Here is a 17,078-nt window from a genome sequence, read left to right as displayed (position 1 = left end):
GCCGCGCCCCGTCAGCGCGGCGTGTACCCGGCCTCGACGACCCACTGTTCGAGACGCCACACCGGGAGGCGGAAGACCCGTGCCACCGCCGGGAGCGGATGGTCCGCCTCGGTGACGGCGGCCACGGCGAATTCCCGCAGGGAACGGAAGTCGCGCCCGGCGAGAACCCCCGCACGCAGGTCAGCGAAGGTTCTCAACTCTCTCGGAGCACCGGCCCCCGGGGCGACGAGGACGTAGCGCGAGGCACCACCCACTCCCTGCTCGGCGGCGCGGCGATGCACGTGGGCGGCGGCGGACGCCCTCCCCGACGCGACCGGAGGAGCGGGCGGGCCGGATGCGTTCGGCTCGGAGGGTCCGTTCGGACGGGCCTGTCCCCCGCCCGAACGGGAGGATGCCGCTTCGTCCGCGTCCCGCGGCCGGGCCGGAAGACGCCCGCCCCAGGTCTGCTCCGTCGGGGCGACGCGCTCCCCCACCTCGCGATCCGACACCGCCCGACGCGCGAGCACCGACCCGGGGGAACGATCGTCCGGCCCCGGTACGGGCATCTCGCGCGGGACGACGGCGTCGACCCAGGGAGCGGGAGGAAGGTCTCCTCCCCACACGACCTCGCTCGGCACCACGTAGGCACTGGCTGTCGGGGCGGGGGCAGGGGTGGGTGCGGCCGACAACCACGGTGCCGGGGGCAGATCCCCGCCCCACTCGACCTCGCCCGGCACGGGGATGACCCCCGACGACGGCTCCCCCGCGACGGACGGGGTGCGCTCGGCATCGCTGAAGAGGTCGGCGACCGCGATCTCGAACGTCTCGGCCAGGGCGACGAGGGTGGCCAGCGACGCCGTCGTGCGGCCGGCCTCGAGCGCCCGCAGTCGGGACTCGGACAGCCCCGATTCGTACGCCAGCGCGACCAGCGTGAGGTCCCTGTCTTCGCGCAGCCGACGCACACGACGCGCGAGCGCGCTCAGCACCTCGTCGAGGCGGTGCTCGACGGTCGAGTCGGTCACGACGGCATCCCCTCTTCTGCCCGGAGGGGACCACCCGCGCCGACGGACGGCAACGCGGACGGATGCTCGCCTCGCACGTGTTCAGATCGTCGACCAAACGGGATGCCGACCCTCGACCGTGACCGTGAACCCACCCGCATGAACCCTCTCTCGACGAGCGATCGCTCGAAACCGTGCCCGGGGAGTGACCTCTGAACGATATCGCGTCCGGTGGGTCGGCCGCGTCCCGTGGTCCAGCGGTGGGTCAGGAGCGGAAGGCCGCCGTTCCGAGGACCCGCTCGACGGTCATCTCAAGGACGACGCGGTCGGGATTGACTCGCGGCTGCCGGTACCGCGCCGCATACAGTTCGACGGCGTGGGCGACGGCATCCGCGTCATCCGTCACCCGGGCCGGCCCCTCGAAGCTGATCCACTTCGCCCCGTCCACCGAGCAGACCGATGCTCGCCCATCGCGGGCGGCGTTGACGAACTTCTGCGTCCCGCGCGAGCCGATCACGCGGACGATGCCGTCCTCGTGGGTGAAGCCCACGGGCACCGCGTGGACGCGGCCGTCGCGTCCGACGGTCGAGAGGGTCGCCAGATGGTACTCGCGCAAGAAGGCGCGCGCTTCGTCGGTCAGCACCCCTCCAGCGTGCCATGACCGACGACGTCCGTCACCGTCCGCGATGCCGCGTCCCATCGGCGCAGCCCCACCGCTCGAGCGGGGATCTCGTCCGCCCCGCTCTCAGCCAGAGCCGCCAGGGCGTCGCCGATGCGGTCGAGGGGTATACGGCGGGCGATGGTGACGTGCGGGGTCCACGCACCCGGGCGCGTGTGGTCGGCGTCGCCGCCCGCTCCCGCGAGTTCATGAACGCGTCGGTGCACGCGCAGGAGCGCAGTCGTGGGAACGACCGAGCGCGCGATGACCCGCGATCGGCCGGAGCCGAACAGCACGGGAGCACCGAGGGTGAGTGGGAACGGAAACAGGGTCTCCAGATCGTGCGCCGCGATCTCGGCGAGCGCGGGACGCACGAGCAGGGTGATGTGAGGACGGTTACTCTCCCCCTTGTGCTGCGCCTGGCTGGGCAGGCCCGCCCGCGTCAACGCCTCCCACTCGGCCCGTACCGCGGCATCCGCCTCGCCGTCCAGGGTGAGCTCGAGGCTGACGACGTCCGACATGCTCAGCGCGTCGACCACCAGGCCGCGGCGACGAGACCGGGCTGGAAGAACAGGCGCACGAGACGCTTGCGGTCGGTGTCGAGACCGAAGGCGGAACGTCCCTTGCGCCACTGGTCGATGTTGCCCGGGAAGATCGCGACGAAGAACGCCGCGAGCGCCGCACCGATGCGCCGCCGCTCGCGGGGAAGGGCGAGCAGTGCCACCCCGAAAGCTGCTTCGACGACACCGGATGCCACGACCACCGCGTCGCGATCCAGCGGGCCGTTCTCGACGAGTGCATCGGGGACCTGGGCCTGGAAGTCCTTGCGAGCGAAGGTGAGGTGGGACACGCCCGCGAAGAGCATCGCCAGGGCCAACACCCAGCGCACGACAGATCTCATGTCTGCACGCTAGCGACCCGCCCGAGCCGCGCGGGCGGGCTTGACGCCCCCCGCCGAGCGGTTCCCGTGCGCTAGATCACCCGGCCGCGTTGCGCAACCCCGGGCCGGTGACCGCCGGTCGCGGTTGACTGGGTCGAGCAAGGAGGTGTCCCATGACCATGACCGACGCGGCGAACCCCGCCACCAAGGACGACGACCTGGACGGTCTGCTTCGACGTGCCGCGACGGGCGACTGCGACGCCTTCGTCGCCTTCTACGACGTCACCGCCCCACGCGTCTACGCCGTGCTGCTGTCGCTGACGGGGATGGCATCCCGAGCGGAAGCCCTGCTCGAAGGCATCTACGTCGAAGCGTGGGAACGCATGCGGGGCCGCACCGCTCCCCCGTGCCCTGGGATGGAATGGGTGTCCGCCATCGCCCATCGCCACGCCGCGAGGGGCGTCTGACTCAGCGCGTCGGGGTGTGCTCAACCGCCGGGTGCTCTTCGAGGTCGACCGTGAGCCCGCTCGACGAGTTCGCCGAGTTGGCATAAGTCTGCAGGAGGGCCGGGTCGAGGATCTCGGGTTCGGCCGTCCCGAAGACGAAGCGCATCGGGATCGAGGGCTGGATCCAGATGGTGCTGCGACCCGCCTGCTCCCCGGCGGGGTGACGCCAGGTCATGGTGAAACTCTCGCCGCGTCGCAGCTTGGTGGCGATGACGACTTTGACGTGAGCGAGGACGCGGTCCGGAATGCGGATCGGGCTCTCGGAGGAACCGTAGAACAACAAGCCCATGAGCCTCTCCTCCCGGATGATCCGGCACGGCATATTTTACTAGACGGCCTAACTATCGCAAGTGAACGCCCCACGAATGCGGCCGATACGGAGGGTTTTTAGACCGGGACCGGATTAGAACGGTCGACTGGAATCTCGACGTCCGAACTACAATGGCGCGAGGGGGCGTCCGAGCGCTCGAGGAGACTGATGACGATCGACATCGAACACGACCAGGCCGCGACGGCGGCACGGGCGGTCGAACGCCTTCGCCTCGCCGAAGCACGTCTCGCCCGTCGTCGTCAGAGCGACTGCGGCCCCAGCGAGAACGCGCGGGCCGCGATGCGTCTCATCCTCGAACGCGCCGACGCGGGTGTCGGGGTCACCCCGACCGAGATCGCCCAAGCGCTGGCCATCTCCACCGCGTCGGTCACGGGAATGCTCGATCGGCTTCACGCGGGTGGCCTGATCACCTTCGTCGCCAATCCCTCCGACCGACGCAGCAAATACGTGGTGCCCTTCGATCGAGACGCCGACCCGGACGCCATCGACCCGGTGACGGCACGCATCCGCGAGTTCGCCCTCGCCCTGCCCGAAGACGCCGCCGGGCAGGTGGCGGCTTTCCTCGACCGCGTGCGCGAGGTCGTCGACGCCGAGTGCGCCTGACGATCCACCGCGGCGGCGCGCGGCCCTGCGAGCCGGCCGCTCTCAGACGGTAGGCGCTGCCTCGGGATCGGGTTCCGCGACGATGCTGAGCCCTTGGGGCGCACTCGCCTCGTTCATGAGATCGTCCACCCACCGTCGGTTCAGCTGCGGCGCCCGGCTCCCGTAGAAGTGGAACACGAGAGGGATCGACGGCGAGATCCAGAGCGTCCTCGTGCCACTGCCGTCACCCATCGGGAAATGGAACATGAACGGTTCGCCACGACGCAGCTTGTTCATGAACACCACACGGAGGTGTGAGAGCGTTCGGTCCTCGATGTCGAAGGAGTGACCGAGCGTGTTGTAAACCAGTTTTCCCACGATATAAGTGTATCCCGTCGAATACACTAGCTACTCCGGCGCCCTGCGGCGAGCGCTCCACTAGAGTCGGGATCGTGGCGAGAAGACGACGACCAAACGGGCGCACGCGCCGGATTCCGCGCGCCGTCCTCGTGGTCGGCGCGGTCGTCGTCGTCATCGCGTTGATCGGGGGGATCGCGGTCGTGGGCAATCTCGTGACCACGCTCTTCCGCACGATCGGCGCGACGCCCCCCGCCGTCGACACGCGGATCGTCACCGCCGACGAATCCAAGGCCGCGCAAGCGGCGCGACGCGGTGACGGCGACGCGGAGCAGAACGCCGCGGCCGAATGGCTCGCCTCTCAGCCCACGACCTACTGGCTCACCCCCGAGATCGATCCCGTCGACGAGGTGTGGGATCGCGTCGCTCACCTCGCCGCCGAGGCGCGAGAGCAGGACGCGACCCTGTCCGTCGCCGTGTACGGACTCCCCGATCGCGACTGCGGGAATCACTCCGCGGGAGGCCTCGACCCCGATTCCTACCGGGAGTGGACGGCTCGCATCGGCGACGCACTGCGTAACGCCTCTGACGTCCGCAAGATCGTGATCCTCGAGCCCGACAGCATCGCCCTCGCTTCGTCATGCGGGTCCATCGAGGACCGCGCGCGCTTCCTCCGCACGGCTGTCGACGGCATCCGCGGAATCGACACGTGGATCTATCTCGACGGCGGTCATTCCGCATGGCATCCCGTGCCGGAGATGGCGGCTCTGCTGCGTGCCACCGGGCTGCTGTCCGACGTGCGGGGAGTGGCCCTCAACGTCTCGAACTACCAGGACACTGCCGCGGAGTTCGACTACGCCCACGCCCTCTCGGAGCAGCTCGGGGGGCTGCACGCCGTGATCGACACCTCGCGCAACGGAGCCGGCCCCGCCGGTTCCGAGTGGTGCAATCCGCCGGGCCGCTTGGTCGGAAGCCCGACCGGAGCCTACGGCGACGGCGTCGTCGACACGAACCTCTGGATCAAGCCACCCGGTGAGAGCGACGGCTCGTGCAACGGCGGCCCCGAGGCGGGTGCCTGGTGGCCGGATGCCGCGACGGAGCTGACGCGCGAGCAACGCTGACGGCACCGCATCGCGAGATGCGCACCCAAATGTGTCAAGATTGCGCTCGTCGCGTCGCGACGCCGTGTCTCGGGGGAGTACGCGGGCACGAACTCGTGCGAAGCCGGAAGAGTGGGTCCATATGAGCGACAGCACCGAACTGCTGAAGACGGCGGTCATCGTCGAAGACGATCCCGACATCAGACACCTTCTCGTCGAGGTGTTGGAATCGGCGGGTTTCTCGACTGTATCGGTCGGCAACGGCATCGACGGCGTCCGCGCTGTGATCGCGTATCAGCCGCTCATCACCACGCTCGATGTGAACATGCCGGGCATCGACGGCTTCGAAGCGGCCCGTCGCATCCGCCAGCAGAGCGACACCTACATCATCATGCTCACGGGCCTCGAAGAAGAGGCCGACGTCGTCCTCGGCCTCGGAGCGGGTGCCGACGAGTACGTCGTCAAACCCTTCCGCCCTCGCGAACTGCGGGCGCGGATCGAGGCGCTCCTCCGACGACCGCGCAGTGGAGACCAGGCAACCTCCACCGCCCCCCGCCAGGACAGTGTGGGACCGTCGTTCCCCGCTCCCCGGCCCGAGACGCCCGCCTCCGCACCGGCACCTCAGCCCACCGCCGCGGTGGTCGTCCCGTCATCGCAGGGGCCGGAACCGCGAACGACGTCGGCCGGTACCGACATCGCACACCGCGCGCCCGCCGGTGAACTCGCACCGAACGGGGGCACGTGGATCGCGCATCGCGATCTGCAGCTCGATCCGGACAGCCGCCTGGTTCGCGTCGCCGGGGAAGAACTCGACCTCACGCGCACCGAATTCGACCTTCTCGCAACTCTCATGGAGTCCAAGCGCCGAGTGCGCAGCAAAGCCGATCTGACCTTGGTGCTGCGTGGCGAGTCGTACGTCACGAGCTACTTCGTCGGCGAAGCCGACAAGCGCGCCATCGAGGCCCACATGACCAACCTGCGCCGCAAGCTCGGCGACAACCCCGCGAACCCGCGGTACATCGAGACGGTGCGCGGCGTCGGCTACCGGTTGACCTCGGAGCTGCTCGCCGCCCCCTGATCCTCGCCCGGGAATGACGGATGCCTCGACCCTCCCCAGGGCCGAGGCATCCGTTTTCTGACGCGTTCGGGCGGTCAGATCATGGGTCCGTCAGACCTTGAAGCCGTGCTGGCGACGGACGAGCTTGGAGAACATCAGCAGGGTCTGCAGGACCGTGACCACACCGACGATGGGCCATCCGATCCACAGGATCGAGGACTGCACCATCGGGCCGACCATCACCCAGATGACGGCGAGAGCGATGGCCACGGCGATCAGCACGACCATGGGCGTCCAGTGCCCGAGGCCGCCACCACGCTCGGCCTTCGCCTGCATCGCCCAGTTGTCGACCTTCTTGCGCGACAGGAAGCGCGTCCACGAGCGCACGAAGTGGCTGATGCGGATCCACATGAACAGCTCGGCGGGGAAGAAGAGGATGGCGAAGAGGATGTCGGTGCGGTTGACGTTCTTCATGGTGCGGGCGATGCGGAGGTTCAGCAGCATGGCGATCACCGGCGGGATGAGCCAGAGCGGTGAGAAGACGAAGGCGCCGATCGAGAGCGAACCCGCGAGGAGCGTCAGGAACGCCACGCGCACGAACAGGTTGGTGAGCATCCCGAAGTTCTCGAACCAGCGCAGGCGCAGGTTGGGGTGGAACGGCTGTCCCTTGGTGTCGCCGCGCTGGCCGGGCCACATCAGCTCGATGGCACCGTAGGTCCACTTCACCTGCTGCGCGTCGTAACCGGACAGCGTGGTCATGCCTCCCACGTCGGCGCGGGCGTAGGGACTGATCTTGGTCAGGTAACCGGCGCTCTTGATCTGCAGCGAGAGCAGCGAATCCTCCACCTCGGAATCCTTGACCCACGGGGTGGACTGATGGTTCTGCTTCATGGCATCGCGCAGCGCGTTGGTGGAGAAGATCGAGAACTGGCCCCCGAGCACGGCCATGTTGCGTCCGCGCAGCATGTTCTGCAGGTTGAAGGCGGCGAACTGCGTCCGCTGGCCCGCCGTCAGGAACCGCGCCATCAGGCCTTTGATCGGCTTGTCGTCGATCGTGTAGATGGCCGAGATACCGCCGATGCGCGAGTCGGACACGGCCTCAGTCTCGAGATACTCCACGGCTTTGCTGTCGGCGATCGTGTCGCCATCCACGCCGAGCAGGTAGTCGTAGCCCTCGACGAGCGAGTAGCCGTAGTTCAGCGCTCCGACCTTCTTGTCGGGGTTCTTGCCGATGTCGTGAACGAAGACCTCGGTGAACTGCTCGCCCAGCTCGGTGTGGATCTCGTGCGGCCCGCTGTACTCGGAGGCGATCTTCACGGTCGCGTCCGAGGTGTTGTTGACGACGACATGGATGACGTCCGGAACCCGCGTCTGCGCCAGGAGGGCCTCGATCACGTCGGCGATCGATTCCTCCTCGTTGTACGCGGGGATGACACAGCCGATCGTCGAGCGGTGCACCGACGTGTTCTCGAGGACCGCGGCGAAGTCGTCGGCGAAGCCGTGCTCTTCGCCCGCCGTCAGCTCACGCGAGTGCAGGCTAAATTCCCGAGCGTCGGGGGTGAAGCTGCGCGCATCCGTCATGGCCGTGTCTTCCTGTCGGTGTAGTGGCGTATCTGCCATGTCTCACTCTGGTAGGTTCGCCGCAAGACGACCGCCTCCCACGACGACCGTCTCCGCAAGATTCCCTCAAGATTGCGTCGGCGCCGCAGAAGGAGACGACACGTGATCGTCCTCGCCCTGCTCGCCTCGATCCTCGCCGCCGGTGTCGCCCTCACGATGCTGATCCTCGCCCACGGGCGCCCCGAGGACGATCGCGGCGGTCCGCGCGCCGACATGGTCCGGCACTTCGGGATGGCCGCGGTCGCTGCTCTGGCATGCGGCGGTCTGAACGTGCTCGAGGCGGCCGGGGGCGGGGTGGGGGCCGCCGCCGCCGGCAATGCGACCAACCTGCTCGCCGCCGGCCTGCTCTGGGCGGGGGCGCGGCGCTTGAACAACCGCCGTGCCGTCGGCGCCGTCAGCACGGGAGCCGGCGCCATCCTGATGTTCGGCCTGACATTCCTGGTGCCCCTGGATGATGCGACACTTCTGAAAACGGCCGGGCTGGTCGTGTTCGGCGCCCTCGGGGCGCTCGAATGCGCGCGCCGACCGCTCGGCGATCTGCGGGCAGCTCGTCTGCTGTCGTGGACGCTGAGCGTCTACGCCGTCTTCAACCTCGTGCGTCTGGCCGCTGTCGCGGTCTTCGGAACGCGTGTGATCACGTCCGTGGGGCCGGTCTCGGCCCAGGCGACAGCGGCGGTCAGCGCCGTCGCGATCGTGCTCGTCTCGGTGGGGGCCGTGCTCTTGGGCCGACAACTCGATGATGCGCCCACTCCCGGCACGCGCGCGCACGACCGCGGCGCGCTACGTCGTCAGGCCCTCCGGCTCCGGAGCGCGCACGCGACCGTCCGCGCCACGCTGGTGCGCGTACCCGAGATCGATCTCATCCGTGCCGCGCACAGCGTGGAACGCGGTGACGTCATCCTCAAGACCGTCGCTGAGTCGCTGGACGACGCTCTCGACGGGGCGGTGACGGGGATGCCGGTACGCGACACCGTCTTCGCCGTTGCGGCCGCAACCCTCGGCACCGCCGAGATCGAGAAGTCGGTCCGACGGTATTTCGCCCGCCGCATGCCCTCGATCGACTACGACGACGTGCCGGACCTGTGGTTCGAGCACCATGCGATCACGGACGTGGACGACCTGTCGTTGCTGATGGAGAGTCGGAGCCTCCGGTCGCGCCTGGGGTACCCCGGCGCGACCTGACCCGACCCGCGCGGGTCAGCCTTGACCGTCCGTCTGGCCCCAGCCGGGAGCGCGACCGCTGCCACCCGAGGTGCCCGCGGTCTGACCGGCGCCGGCGGCCTGCCCCTCGTCGGCGAAGATCGCGATGGGCAGGTACTGGTAGACGGTCTGCTGCGAGAACGAGGAGTCCGTGTTCGCGGCCCCTTCGACGGCCACGTTCAGGGCGAACTCGAGCGTGATGCCGTACGTGTCGACGGGGAGCTGGCGGATCGACGTGGTCGGCACGAGCAGCCCGCCCTGGAAGCTGTTCAGGAGCAGCCCTCGATCGGAGCGCAGCGTGTCGGAGGGCACGAGCGTGCGCGGGTCGGCGCTGAACTGAAAGGGATTGGATACCTGACCGCCGGTCTGCGCCGTCTGCGAGGTGACCGAGATCGACGACACGTATACGCGTCGCTTCTGGGCCAGCACGGCCTTCTCGTCGACGCGTCGATCGACGACGTTGACGGCGAAACCGAGTTGCTTCTCATTGGTGGGGGTCCACTCGCGGGTGCGCTTCGGCTCGACCGCCCAGACGTCCAGGCGTAGGTCGAGGCCGTCCGCCACCTCGGACGTCAAGGACACCGACCCGTCATAGGTGAACTGCGAGTCGAAGGGCCGGGCGTCGTCCGTGGCCTGCGGGACGGGTGTCGCCACGACGACGGACGAGCCGGCGCCGACCTGACCGGGCAACGAGTTGATGGCCTGCGCGACCTGCGCGCACCCGGTCAGACTCACGGGGGCCGCGAGGGTGAGAGAGAGGGCCAGGGCGGACGCGCGCAGGCGTCGGCGAGTGGTCGGGCTCACAGGGTCTCCTGAGGAAGGGGCGCGAGGTGCGCCGAGGTCGCTGAACGACCATCACGCTGCGGGATGCAGGCCTCAGGGGGAGTCTGACCGGGCGTCGTGACGCGGGATCACGAGCGGCGAGCAGAGACAGGATGGCGCGCAGAAGACTACACCACTCTCTATACACTCGAACTCATGGCATCCCTGAGGAACGTCCCCCCGGCGCTTCCTGCGGATGGCATCCCGCACGACGAGGCGGAAGCACCGAGCAGTCGCACCCGCTCGGTCTGGCTGCTCCAGCTGGTCCTGGGCGCGAGTGTGGTCATCACCGTCCTGCTCGTCCAGGCGCTCGAGCCCTCCCTGTTCACCCACTGGCCGTTCTCGTCGGGAGTGGGGATCATCATCGCCCTGACGGCCCTGGCGATGGTGGTCCCGTGGCATCGTGTCCCCCGCGGGGCCGTTGCGATCATGCCCCTCGGCGACATCGTGGGCATCGGTCTGCTCAGTTTCGGAACCGACCTGCGATTCGGGTTCTTCTGGGTCTTCCCGATCATCTGGATCGCCACGCATTTCACCCTCGCCTACCTCATCTCGGCCCTGGCTGCCGTGGGTGTCATCATCGTCGTGGACACCACCCTGAACGACGCCGGCCCCACGTCGGCGCTCCGACTCATCGTGGTCCTGCTCTCGCTGACCTTCATCGCGATCACGTCCTATCTGTCCGCTCGACAGACCCGCGCGTTCAAGCAGCTGCTTCGCCGACAGGCGAGCCGCCTTCAGGGCACGCTGCAGCGCGTCTCGGGCCAGGAGAGGCGGGTGTCGCAGATGCTCAACGGGCTGGACACGGGCATCGCGCGCCTCTCTGCGGACGGCGAAGTCCTCGCCCTCAACGACACGTACGTGGCGCTCTACGGCGTCGACCGCGAGGAGCCGCAGCGTCCCGGGAGCGCCGTCGAGTACGCCACCCTTCGCGGCGATCCGCTCCCGGATTCCGAGCGACCTTTCGCCCGCGCAGCCAGAGGCGAGCAGTTCGACGATGAACGGGTGTGGCTCTTCGACCCCCACGGCGAGTGGCACGCCCTGTCGGCTTCGACGCGCCTGCTCATCTCGTCCGACGAGCCCGAGAGCACTCTGCTCATCGTCCACGACATCACCGCGCTGATCGAGTCCGAGCGCGCCCGGGAGCGGCTCGCCGCCACCGTCTCGCACGAGCTGCGCAACCCGCTCACCGCGATCGTCGGACACGCCGATCTGGCCCTGGACGACCCGACCCTCAGCCCGAAGGTGCGCGAACAGCTCGAGGTCATCGCGGGCGCCGGAGAACGGATGCAGAAGCTCATCTCCGAGATCCTGGCGACGTCGAGAGGGGTCTTCCGCGACTCGGCTGCTCCGGCCGCGGCCGATGCGAGCCGCATCATCGCCTCATCGTTGGCGTCTTTCCGCCCCGCGGCGAGCGCGCGCCGGGTGAGCGTCGTCGACGACCTCCCGGCGTCCGCCGAGGTCGCCGGAGACGCGTTCCGCCTCCGCCAGGCCTTCGACAACATCCTGAGCAATGCCATCAAGTACACGCCCGCGGGCGGGACGATCCGCATCTCGGGCGAGGTCTCTCACGATGACGTCATCCTGCGCTTCTCCGACACGGGCATCGGCATCCACCCCGACGACCTGGCGCGTGTGTTCGATCCGTACTTCCGAGCGCGCGCGGTGCGCGAGAGCTCGACCCCGGGGACCGGTCTCGGGATGGGGATCATCCGCAGCATCGTGGAGGACCAGGGTGGGTCGCTCTTCCTCGAGAGCGAACTCGGCTCGGGAACGACGGTCACGGTGGTTCTCCCGACCCGAAATGACTCCGCAGCCGCATGATGCCCACGGACGTCCTGGCGAATCTCGGACTGGCTCAGGCCACCGTGGCCACCCTCGGAACGGTGATGGTCATCGGGCTGGGGTTCCTGCATCGACCGTCGCGCTCAGCGCTGCTGTGGTCGTTGGCTTTCGTCCTGGCGATGACGAGCACCTGGGTGTCCGTCACCGGCGCGATCGTCGGCGACGAGGGCGTGCGACGCGCGGGCCTGGGGCTCATGCTCGGCGCTCCCGCACTCATCTGGTCCGGCTTCCGTGCACGGCGGGGCGTGCGGGCTCTGCCCTGGATCGGCGGCCTCTACGCCGTCGCGACCGCCGCCGTTTTCACGACGGTCACCGATCCCAGCGCGTACGGCCTGAGCTTCCGTCTGGCTTTCGTCGGCGCGTCCGTCTTCGCCGGGCTCACGGTCGCCGAGCTCCGACGGGCGGCGGACCGGCTCGAACGTCTGGCACTCCCCCTCTCCGTCGTCTCCGTCGCGTTCGTCGCCGTCGGGGTGGCCATCCTGGTCTCGGGCCTGGCCGCCCCTGCTGCGATCGGCGATCTCGCCCTGGCCCGTGTCATCAACGGCCTGGCGATGCTGGTGTTCCTCGTCTGCGCAACCGTGTCGCTGCTGTACTTCACCTCGGTATCGCCCAGCGGGCGCGATTCGGCGGCGAACTGGCCGCATTTCGTGGTGACCGCGTCGGATCGGCTCCGGCGGGCGGCACGCGCGCAGGAGCCGAACTGGGCGGTGCTCAGCATCCGACTCGATGATCCGGCCCAGGTGCGCAGTGCCGCCGGAGAGAACGCGTGGCAGCGCGTCGCGGCGGCTTTCGAGACGACCGTCGCCGAGTCCCTTCCAGCCGAAACCGATCTCGGCAGCGAGACGCGCGGCCGGATCGTCGCCGTCGTGTGCCGCCCCGACTCCGTCCTGCGCGAGCACGTCCGGGGAGTTCTGCGCGCGGTCACCGAGCTCGACGCGTCCGCCCTCGTGGACGTGCAGCTGTCGGCGAGCATCGGCTGGGTACCGGCCGAGACCGGGGACTTCGACCTGCGTGCCCTCATGTCGGCCGCGGACGAGGCCGTCACAGCGGCCACCCGACGAGGCGGAGACAGGTGGGAACGCGTGCGGCTCTGATCAGCCGTCGGCACCGCCGGCGATGGCGACGGTGATCGTGTCGCTCGCGGTCTGCTTGGCGAATTCGCTCGAGGTCGGGGTCGACTGGACGAGGTACTCGTAGGTGAACTGCAGGGTGACAAACGTCGCGTCGGCGGGAACCTCGCCGACGTTGAAGGTCTGCGAATAGCTGTACGGCGCGAGCACGAGATACCCGGGCGCATCGGTCTGATCGACCTGTGCGGCGAGCGGCGAGAACGACTGCGAGGCGTTCCCGGGCACCGCGGTCATCGTGGCACGCTGCAGGTAGACCTTCTGCCCGTCGTCGGGGGTGACGGTCGTCACCATCGACAAGCTGACGGGCTTGAGCGCCGTCGGCGTCCAGCGGTCCATCGACAGCGTCGACCAGTAGTCGACGGTCGCCCCCACCGCACCGGCGGTCAGCGTGCGCTGGGTGGAGCCGCTCGACAGGTCGTTGCGAACCGGTTGCGGCGCCGCGGTCATGGAGGGCGCGGACGTCGTCGCCGCCGGCTCCTGCCCGCCGCCCTGCGCCCACGGAGGAGCTCCACACCCGCTGAGCAGGAGCAGCGATCCGCCCATCAGCGCCGCGACAGCGGCACACTTGCCTCGTGGTCCTACGACGCCCATGAACACTCCCCCGGATCGTCTTCTCAGTGTAGGTGTCGTGTCCGACCGGTGACGTACTCGCCGAGACGCCGCGTCTATGGTGGCCGGGTGGTCGACAGGTCCCCGTCTCGCTCCCGTCCTCCCCGCCTCCGTCGCGTGGTCGGTGCAGCGGTGATCGTCGCCGTTGCACTCGGAGCTGCGGCGGGGCTGTGGGTCGGTGTCCGCCTGGCGCTCGCCGCCGACCACCTGACCGCGGCGCGATCCACCGTGGCCGCCGCCGCGGAGGCGGTCGAAGACCCCGAGGTCGCGGTGTCGATGCTCACCCCGGCGGGCGGGGAAACCGCCGCCGCCCGCGCCCTGACGAGCGATCCGATCTGGCGTGCGGCAGAGATGGTGCCCTGGATCGGTCCGCAGTTGGATGCCGTCTCCCGCACGGCCGCGGCGGCCGACGACGCCGTCCGAGAAGGCCTCATCCCCCTCCTCTCGGTCGCCGACGAGATCTCGGCCGCCGCGCTGCGGCCTTCGGGCGGGGTCGTCGACGTCGCCCGCATCGCCGCGGCCGCGCCGGCCGCGGCCGCCGCTTCGACGGCACTGCGACGCAGCGCCGAAGAGGTGGAGGGAATCGATCACGCTCCCCTGCTCGGACGTGTGTCCTCGGGCGTCGCCCACACCGCCGAGATCCTGAGCACCGGCGCCGATCGTGCCGATGACCTGCGGCGCGCGACCATCCTGGTCCCGCTCATGCTCGGGGCCGAGGGGCCGCGATCCACCCTGGTGCTCTTCCAGAACAACGCGGAGTGGCGCTCACTCGGCGGCGTGGTCGGCGCGGTGGCCCAGATCGATGCGCTGGGGGGACGCCTCAGCCTCTCGGCCCAGGCATCCTCCGGCGATTTCGCCGAACTGAGCGCGCATCCGGTGGCCGCCCTGCCGGACGACGTCCGGACGCTGTACGACACACGTCCGGCCCGCTACATCCAGAACACGACGCAGGTCCCCGACTTCACCGTGGGTGCACCCCTCGCGCGCGAGATGTGGCGTCGGGTGCACGGGACCAGCGTGGATGCGGTGGTCGCGGTGGATCCCGTCGCCCTGTCCTACCTGCTGCGCGCGACCGGTCCGATCGAACTCCCCTCCGGAGAGGAGATCACCGCCGACACGGCGGTCCCCTTGCTGCTGCATGACGTCTACGCGCGTTTCGCCGATCCGGAGGCGCAGGACGCGTTCTTTCAATCGGCCTCCGCGGCGGTCTTCGACGCGCTCGCCCGGGGGCGGGCGGACCCCGTCGCCCTCGTCCACGCGCTCACGCGCGCGTCGACCGAGCGGCGGCTCCTGATCTGGAATGCGGATGCCGCGGCACAGGCCGTCCTGGACGGCACCACGCTGCAGGGAGTATTGCCCGTGTCAGACGCGGCGCGCTCCACCATCGGGGTCTACTTCAACGACGGCACGGGGTCGAAGATGGATTACTACCTGAACCCCCGGGTGGAGACGGCGTGGTGCGCCCCGGGGACGGCCTCGGTGCACGTCGAGCTCCGCAGCGATGCGCCCGATCCCGCGATGCTGCCGCCCTACGTCACCGGCGACGGCGCGTACGGCGTCCCCGCGGGCGACGTCGTGACGGGTGTCTACGTGTACCTCCCCCCGGGCGCGTCGGTCGTCGACCAACGCTCGTCGAGCGGCAGCGCGATCCCGCCTGGCTTCGCGGGTGGCACTCACGACGGCCGCACCGTCGTGAAGTGGTCGGTCGAGCTCTCTCCGGGACGCAGCGCCACGCTCGATCTCGAGGTGACCCTGCCGTTCACAGCGATCCTGGATGCCGTGTCGACGCCGACACGGGACCCCGACCATGTGCCCATCCAAGGCGTATGTCGTTTCCCTCCCGGCTCGGGGCGATGAAGAGGGAGGACACCAGGTGAAGTCCGCGCCGATTGTTCGTGAAACCCGGCCGCTCTCCGGGGGAACGACGGTTCCTCGGCAGGAGAATTCCGGACAGGGCCATGCGAAGCGCGGCGAAGCTCGCGACTCGCTCGACCGGCTCGACCACGCACAGCAGATGGGGCACACCATGAAGACCACGATCCTCCGAGCTATCGTCGCGGTGTCGATCGCCGCGGCCGCGGTGATGGCTCCGACGGCCGCCAACGCCTACGTCGACCCCGTCACGGTCATCGCGACGCCGTCGGTCATCCCCGCGGGCGGGCAGACGACGTTCACGACGAGTCGCCCCGCGCTGCAGGGCGACGAAGACATCCTCATCTCGATCACCGGGACCAATGCGAACGGGGTCACCCTCGCCTCGGTCGTTCAGACCAACACCTCGTTGCGCAGTAAGGCCGTCAACGGGGACCTCCGCGTCCCTGTCACGTTCCCCCAGAACGCGCGCGGGCGCTACGACGTCACCTTCACCGGAGCCCGCAGCGGAACCGTGTTGCGGGGTTCCGTCACCGTCACCGGTTCCCCGTCCTCACCTGCGAAGGGTGGCCTGGCGGTCACCGGCTTCGACGCGAGCACCTCGACGGGTATCTGGCTCGCCGGTACCGGTCTCGTCGTTGCCGGCGGTGCCGTTGTCGCCGGGGCGGCCGTCCGTCGCCGTCGTCGTACGACGCACCGCTGAATCAGGCACCGCACCGGGGGCCCCGTCGCACGCCGGGGCCCCCTCGGCATTCACGGAACCACGGCGACCTCGGTGACCGCGACAGGGCGAACGCTCCTCACACCCCTCCGCCGATGTGACTGGCCGTCACCTCGGCCGTGACGAGGATCGGCAGGTGATCGCTCAGCCCCTGCGGCAGCGTCTTGATGTGCGCGATATCGAAGCCGACCGAGGTCGCGAAGTCGTAGTGCCCCCGGAAGAACCGATAGCGCGTGTAGGTTCTGGCGTCACTCAAGGTGAGCTCGTATCCCTGGTCACGGACCTTCTGGCCGAGGTTCTCCTTGAACACGGGGTAGTTGTAATCACCCACCATCAGCGCGGGGATGTTCGGCCCCAAGTCCTGCAGTTCCGACAGAGCGGTTCGGATCTGGTGCCGTCGAAGCGAGTTCAAGGCCGTCAAGGGTGCCGCGTGAAACGACGCCACGATGACGTCCCGACCGTGATCGATGTCCCGCAGCCTCACGCCCAGCATGCGTTCCTCGGCCGGCTTGAGGACGTAGTCGTGTAGCGACTTCTTCAATCCGATGGTGCGGACATCCTCGGCACGAAACGTGTTCTCGCGATAGTAGACCGCGAGACCCAGCCGGTTGCGCTGGGTCGCTTCAGCGAGGCGCAGGCCCCCGATGCGGTCAGGGATGTCGCTCGAGTCGCACTCCTGCAGGCACAGGACATCGGCCTCGTGCTTTTCGACGAGATCGATGAGTTCACCGGCCGCGCGGTGCTTGTTGAGGTTGTACGAGATGACCTTCATGGCCTGGACAGCCTACGGCGGGGACGGATGCCGCAG

The 17,078-nt window shown here is 69.1% G+C and carries 19 protein-coding genes; 9 read left to right on the top strand and 10 right to left on the bottom strand.

What is annotated here, in order from left to right; all coding sequences use genetic code 11:
- Positions 1 to 11: 11 nt before the first annotated feature.
- The 4 genes from ACIPVB_RS04860 to ACIPVB_RS04845 form a co-directional block, all read right to left on the bottom strand.
- Entirely contained in the window at positions 12 to 1,001 is a 990-nt protein-coding gene (locus tag ACIPVB_RS04860) for a helix-turn-helix domain-containing protein (RefSeq protein WP_400367390.1), read from the bottom strand.
- Between the two features lie 244 nt (positions 1,002 to 1,245).
- Positions 1,246 to 1,623 carry a PPOX class F420-dependent oxidoreductase gene (locus ACIPVB_RS04855; protein WP_400367389.1) on the bottom strand — a complete coding sequence of 126 codons (378 nt, stop codon included), beginning with the start codon at positions 1,621 to 1,623 and terminating at the stop codon, positions 1,246 to 1,248.
- Positions 1,617 to 2,159, bottom strand: coding sequence for a 2'-5' RNA ligase family protein (locus tag ACIPVB_RS04850; RefSeq protein ID WP_400367388.1), 543 nt, complete (start codon positions 2,157 to 2,159; stop codon positions 1,617 to 1,619). The genes ACIPVB_RS04855 and ACIPVB_RS04850 overlap by 7 nt, the downstream gene beginning before the upstream one ends.
- 2 nt (positions 2,160 to 2,161) lie before the next feature.
- The gene (locus tag ACIPVB_RS04845) at positions 2,162 to 2,539 is read right to left on the bottom strand and encodes a MauE/DoxX family redox-associated membrane protein (protein ID WP_400367387.1); all 378 of its coding nucleotides are present in this window, start codon (positions 2,537 to 2,539) and stop codon (positions 2,162 to 2,164) included.
- A 152-nt stretch (positions 2,540 to 2,691) separates the two neighbouring features.
- On the opposite strand from ACIPVB_RS04845, the gene ACIPVB_RS04840 reads away from it, so the two are divergent.
- Complete coding sequence (locus tag ACIPVB_RS04840) at positions 2,692 to 2,985, top strand: hypothetical protein (protein WP_400367386.1); 294 nt, start codon at positions 2,692 to 2,694, stop codon at positions 2,983 to 2,985.
- 1 nt (position 2,986) lies between these two features.
- On the opposite strand, the gene ACIPVB_RS04835 is transcribed toward ACIPVB_RS04840, so the two are convergent.
- Positions 2,987 to 3,313, bottom strand: coding sequence for a hypothetical protein (locus ACIPVB_RS04835; RefSeq protein ID WP_400367385.1), 327 nt, complete (start codon positions 3,311 to 3,313; stop codon positions 2,987 to 2,989).
- Positions 3,314 to 3,502: 189 nt separating this feature from the next.
- On the opposite strand from ACIPVB_RS04835, the gene ACIPVB_RS04830 reads away from it, so the two are divergent.
- Positions 3,503 to 3,958: a MarR family transcriptional regulator gene (locus tag ACIPVB_RS04830; protein WP_400367384.1), complete on the top strand. Its 456-nt coding sequence runs from the start codon at positions 3,503 to 3,505 to the stop codon at positions 3,956 to 3,958.
- A gap of 42 nt (positions 3,959 to 4,000) precedes the next feature.
- On the opposite strand, the gene ACIPVB_RS04825 is transcribed toward ACIPVB_RS04830, so the two are convergent.
- Positions 4,001 to 4,315, bottom strand: coding sequence for an ATP-dependent DNA ligase (locus ACIPVB_RS04825; RefSeq protein ID WP_400367383.1), 315 nt, complete (start codon positions 4,313 to 4,315; stop codon positions 4,001 to 4,003).
- Between the two features lie 74 nt (positions 4,316 to 4,389).
- On the opposite strand from ACIPVB_RS04825, the gene ACIPVB_RS04820 reads away from it, so the two are divergent.
- Positions 4,390 to 5,415, top strand: a complete 1,026-nt coding sequence (locus tag ACIPVB_RS04820; protein WP_400367382.1) for a glycoside hydrolase family 6 protein — start codon at positions 4,390 to 4,392, stop codon at positions 5,413 to 5,415.
- A gap of 121 nt (positions 5,416 to 5,536) precedes the next feature.
- Positions 5,537 to 6,472, top strand: coding sequence for a response regulator (locus tag ACIPVB_RS04815; protein WP_400367381.1), 936 nt, complete (start codon positions 5,537 to 5,539; stop codon positions 6,470 to 6,472).
- Positions 6,473 to 6,562: 90 nt separating this feature from the next.
- On the opposite strand, the gene ACIPVB_RS04810 is transcribed toward ACIPVB_RS04815, so the two are convergent.
- Positions 6,563 to 8,032, bottom strand: a complete 1,470-nt coding sequence (locus ACIPVB_RS04810) for a glycosyltransferase (protein ID WP_400367380.1) — start codon at positions 8,030 to 8,032, stop codon at positions 6,563 to 6,565.
- Between the two features lie 141 nt (positions 8,033 to 8,173).
- Between ACIPVB_RS04810 and ACIPVB_RS04805 the strand changes: the two genes are divergently transcribed.
- A complete protein-coding gene (locus ACIPVB_RS04805; RefSeq protein ID WP_400367379.1) occupies positions 8,174 to 9,253 on the top strand; it encodes a hypothetical protein in 1,080 nt (359 codons plus the stop codon).
- Positions 9,254 to 9,268: 15 nt separating this feature from the next.
- Here the strand turns inward: ACIPVB_RS04805 and ACIPVB_RS04800 are convergent, their stop codons facing one another.
- A complete protein-coding gene (locus tag ACIPVB_RS04800; RefSeq protein WP_400367378.1) occupies positions 9,269 to 10,075 on the bottom strand; it encodes a fructose 1,6-bisphosphatase in 807 nt (268 codons plus the stop codon).
- A 174-nt stretch (positions 10,076 to 10,249) separates the two neighbouring features.
- On the opposite strand from ACIPVB_RS04800, the gene ACIPVB_RS04795 reads away from it, so the two are divergent.
- Together ACIPVB_RS04795 and ACIPVB_RS04790 are read left to right on the top strand one after the other, a co-directional pair.
- Positions 10,250 to 11,917, top strand: coding sequence for a sensor histidine kinase (locus ACIPVB_RS04795; RefSeq protein ID WP_400367377.1), 1,668 nt, complete (start codon positions 10,250 to 10,252; stop codon positions 11,915 to 11,917).
- Positions 11,914 to 13,032: a hypothetical protein gene (locus tag ACIPVB_RS04790; RefSeq protein WP_400367376.1), complete on the top strand. Its 1,119-nt coding sequence runs from the start codon at positions 11,914 to 11,916 to the stop codon at positions 13,030 to 13,032. The genes ACIPVB_RS04795 and ACIPVB_RS04790 overlap by 4 nt, the downstream gene beginning before the upstream one ends.
- Here the strand turns inward: ACIPVB_RS04790 and ACIPVB_RS04785 are convergent, their stop codons facing one another.
- Positions 13,033 to 13,515, bottom strand: coding sequence for a hypothetical protein (locus ACIPVB_RS04785; protein WP_400367375.1), 483 nt, complete (start codon positions 13,513 to 13,515; stop codon positions 13,033 to 13,035).
- A gap of 279 nt (positions 13,516 to 13,794) precedes the next feature.
- Here ACIPVB_RS04785 and ACIPVB_RS04780 point away from each other — a divergent pair, with 279 nt between their 5' ends.
- Positions 13,795 to 15,534 (top strand): DUF4012 domain-containing protein, encoded by a 1,740-nt coding sequence (locus tag ACIPVB_RS04780; RefSeq protein ID WP_400367374.1) that lies wholly within the window; start codon positions 13,795 to 13,797, stop codon positions 15,532 to 15,534.
- 169 nt (positions 15,535 to 15,703) lie between these two features.
- The gene (locus tag ACIPVB_RS04775) at positions 15,704 to 16,252 is read left to right on the top strand and encodes a hypothetical protein (RefSeq protein ID WP_400367373.1); all 549 of its coding nucleotides are present in this window, start codon (positions 15,704 to 15,706) and stop codon (positions 16,250 to 16,252) included.
- Positions 16,253 to 16,349: 97 nt separating this feature from the next.
- Here the strand turns inward: ACIPVB_RS04775 and ACIPVB_RS04770 are convergent, their stop codons facing one another.
- The gene (locus ACIPVB_RS04770) at positions 16,350 to 17,042 is read right to left on the bottom strand and encodes an endonuclease/exonuclease/phosphatase family protein (RefSeq protein WP_400367372.1); all 693 of its coding nucleotides are present in this window, start codon (positions 17,040 to 17,042) and stop codon (positions 16,350 to 16,352) included.
- Positions 17,043 to 17,078 lie beyond the last annotated feature (36 nt).

Source organism: Microbacterium sp. NPDC090007 (assembly GCF_044748345.1).
Lineage (GTDB): Bacteria > Actinomycetota > Actinomycetes > Actinomycetales > Microbacteriaceae > Microbacterium.
Note: the sequence above shows the minus strand (reverse complement) of the source record. Positions and strands in the feature narration are given on the sequence as shown.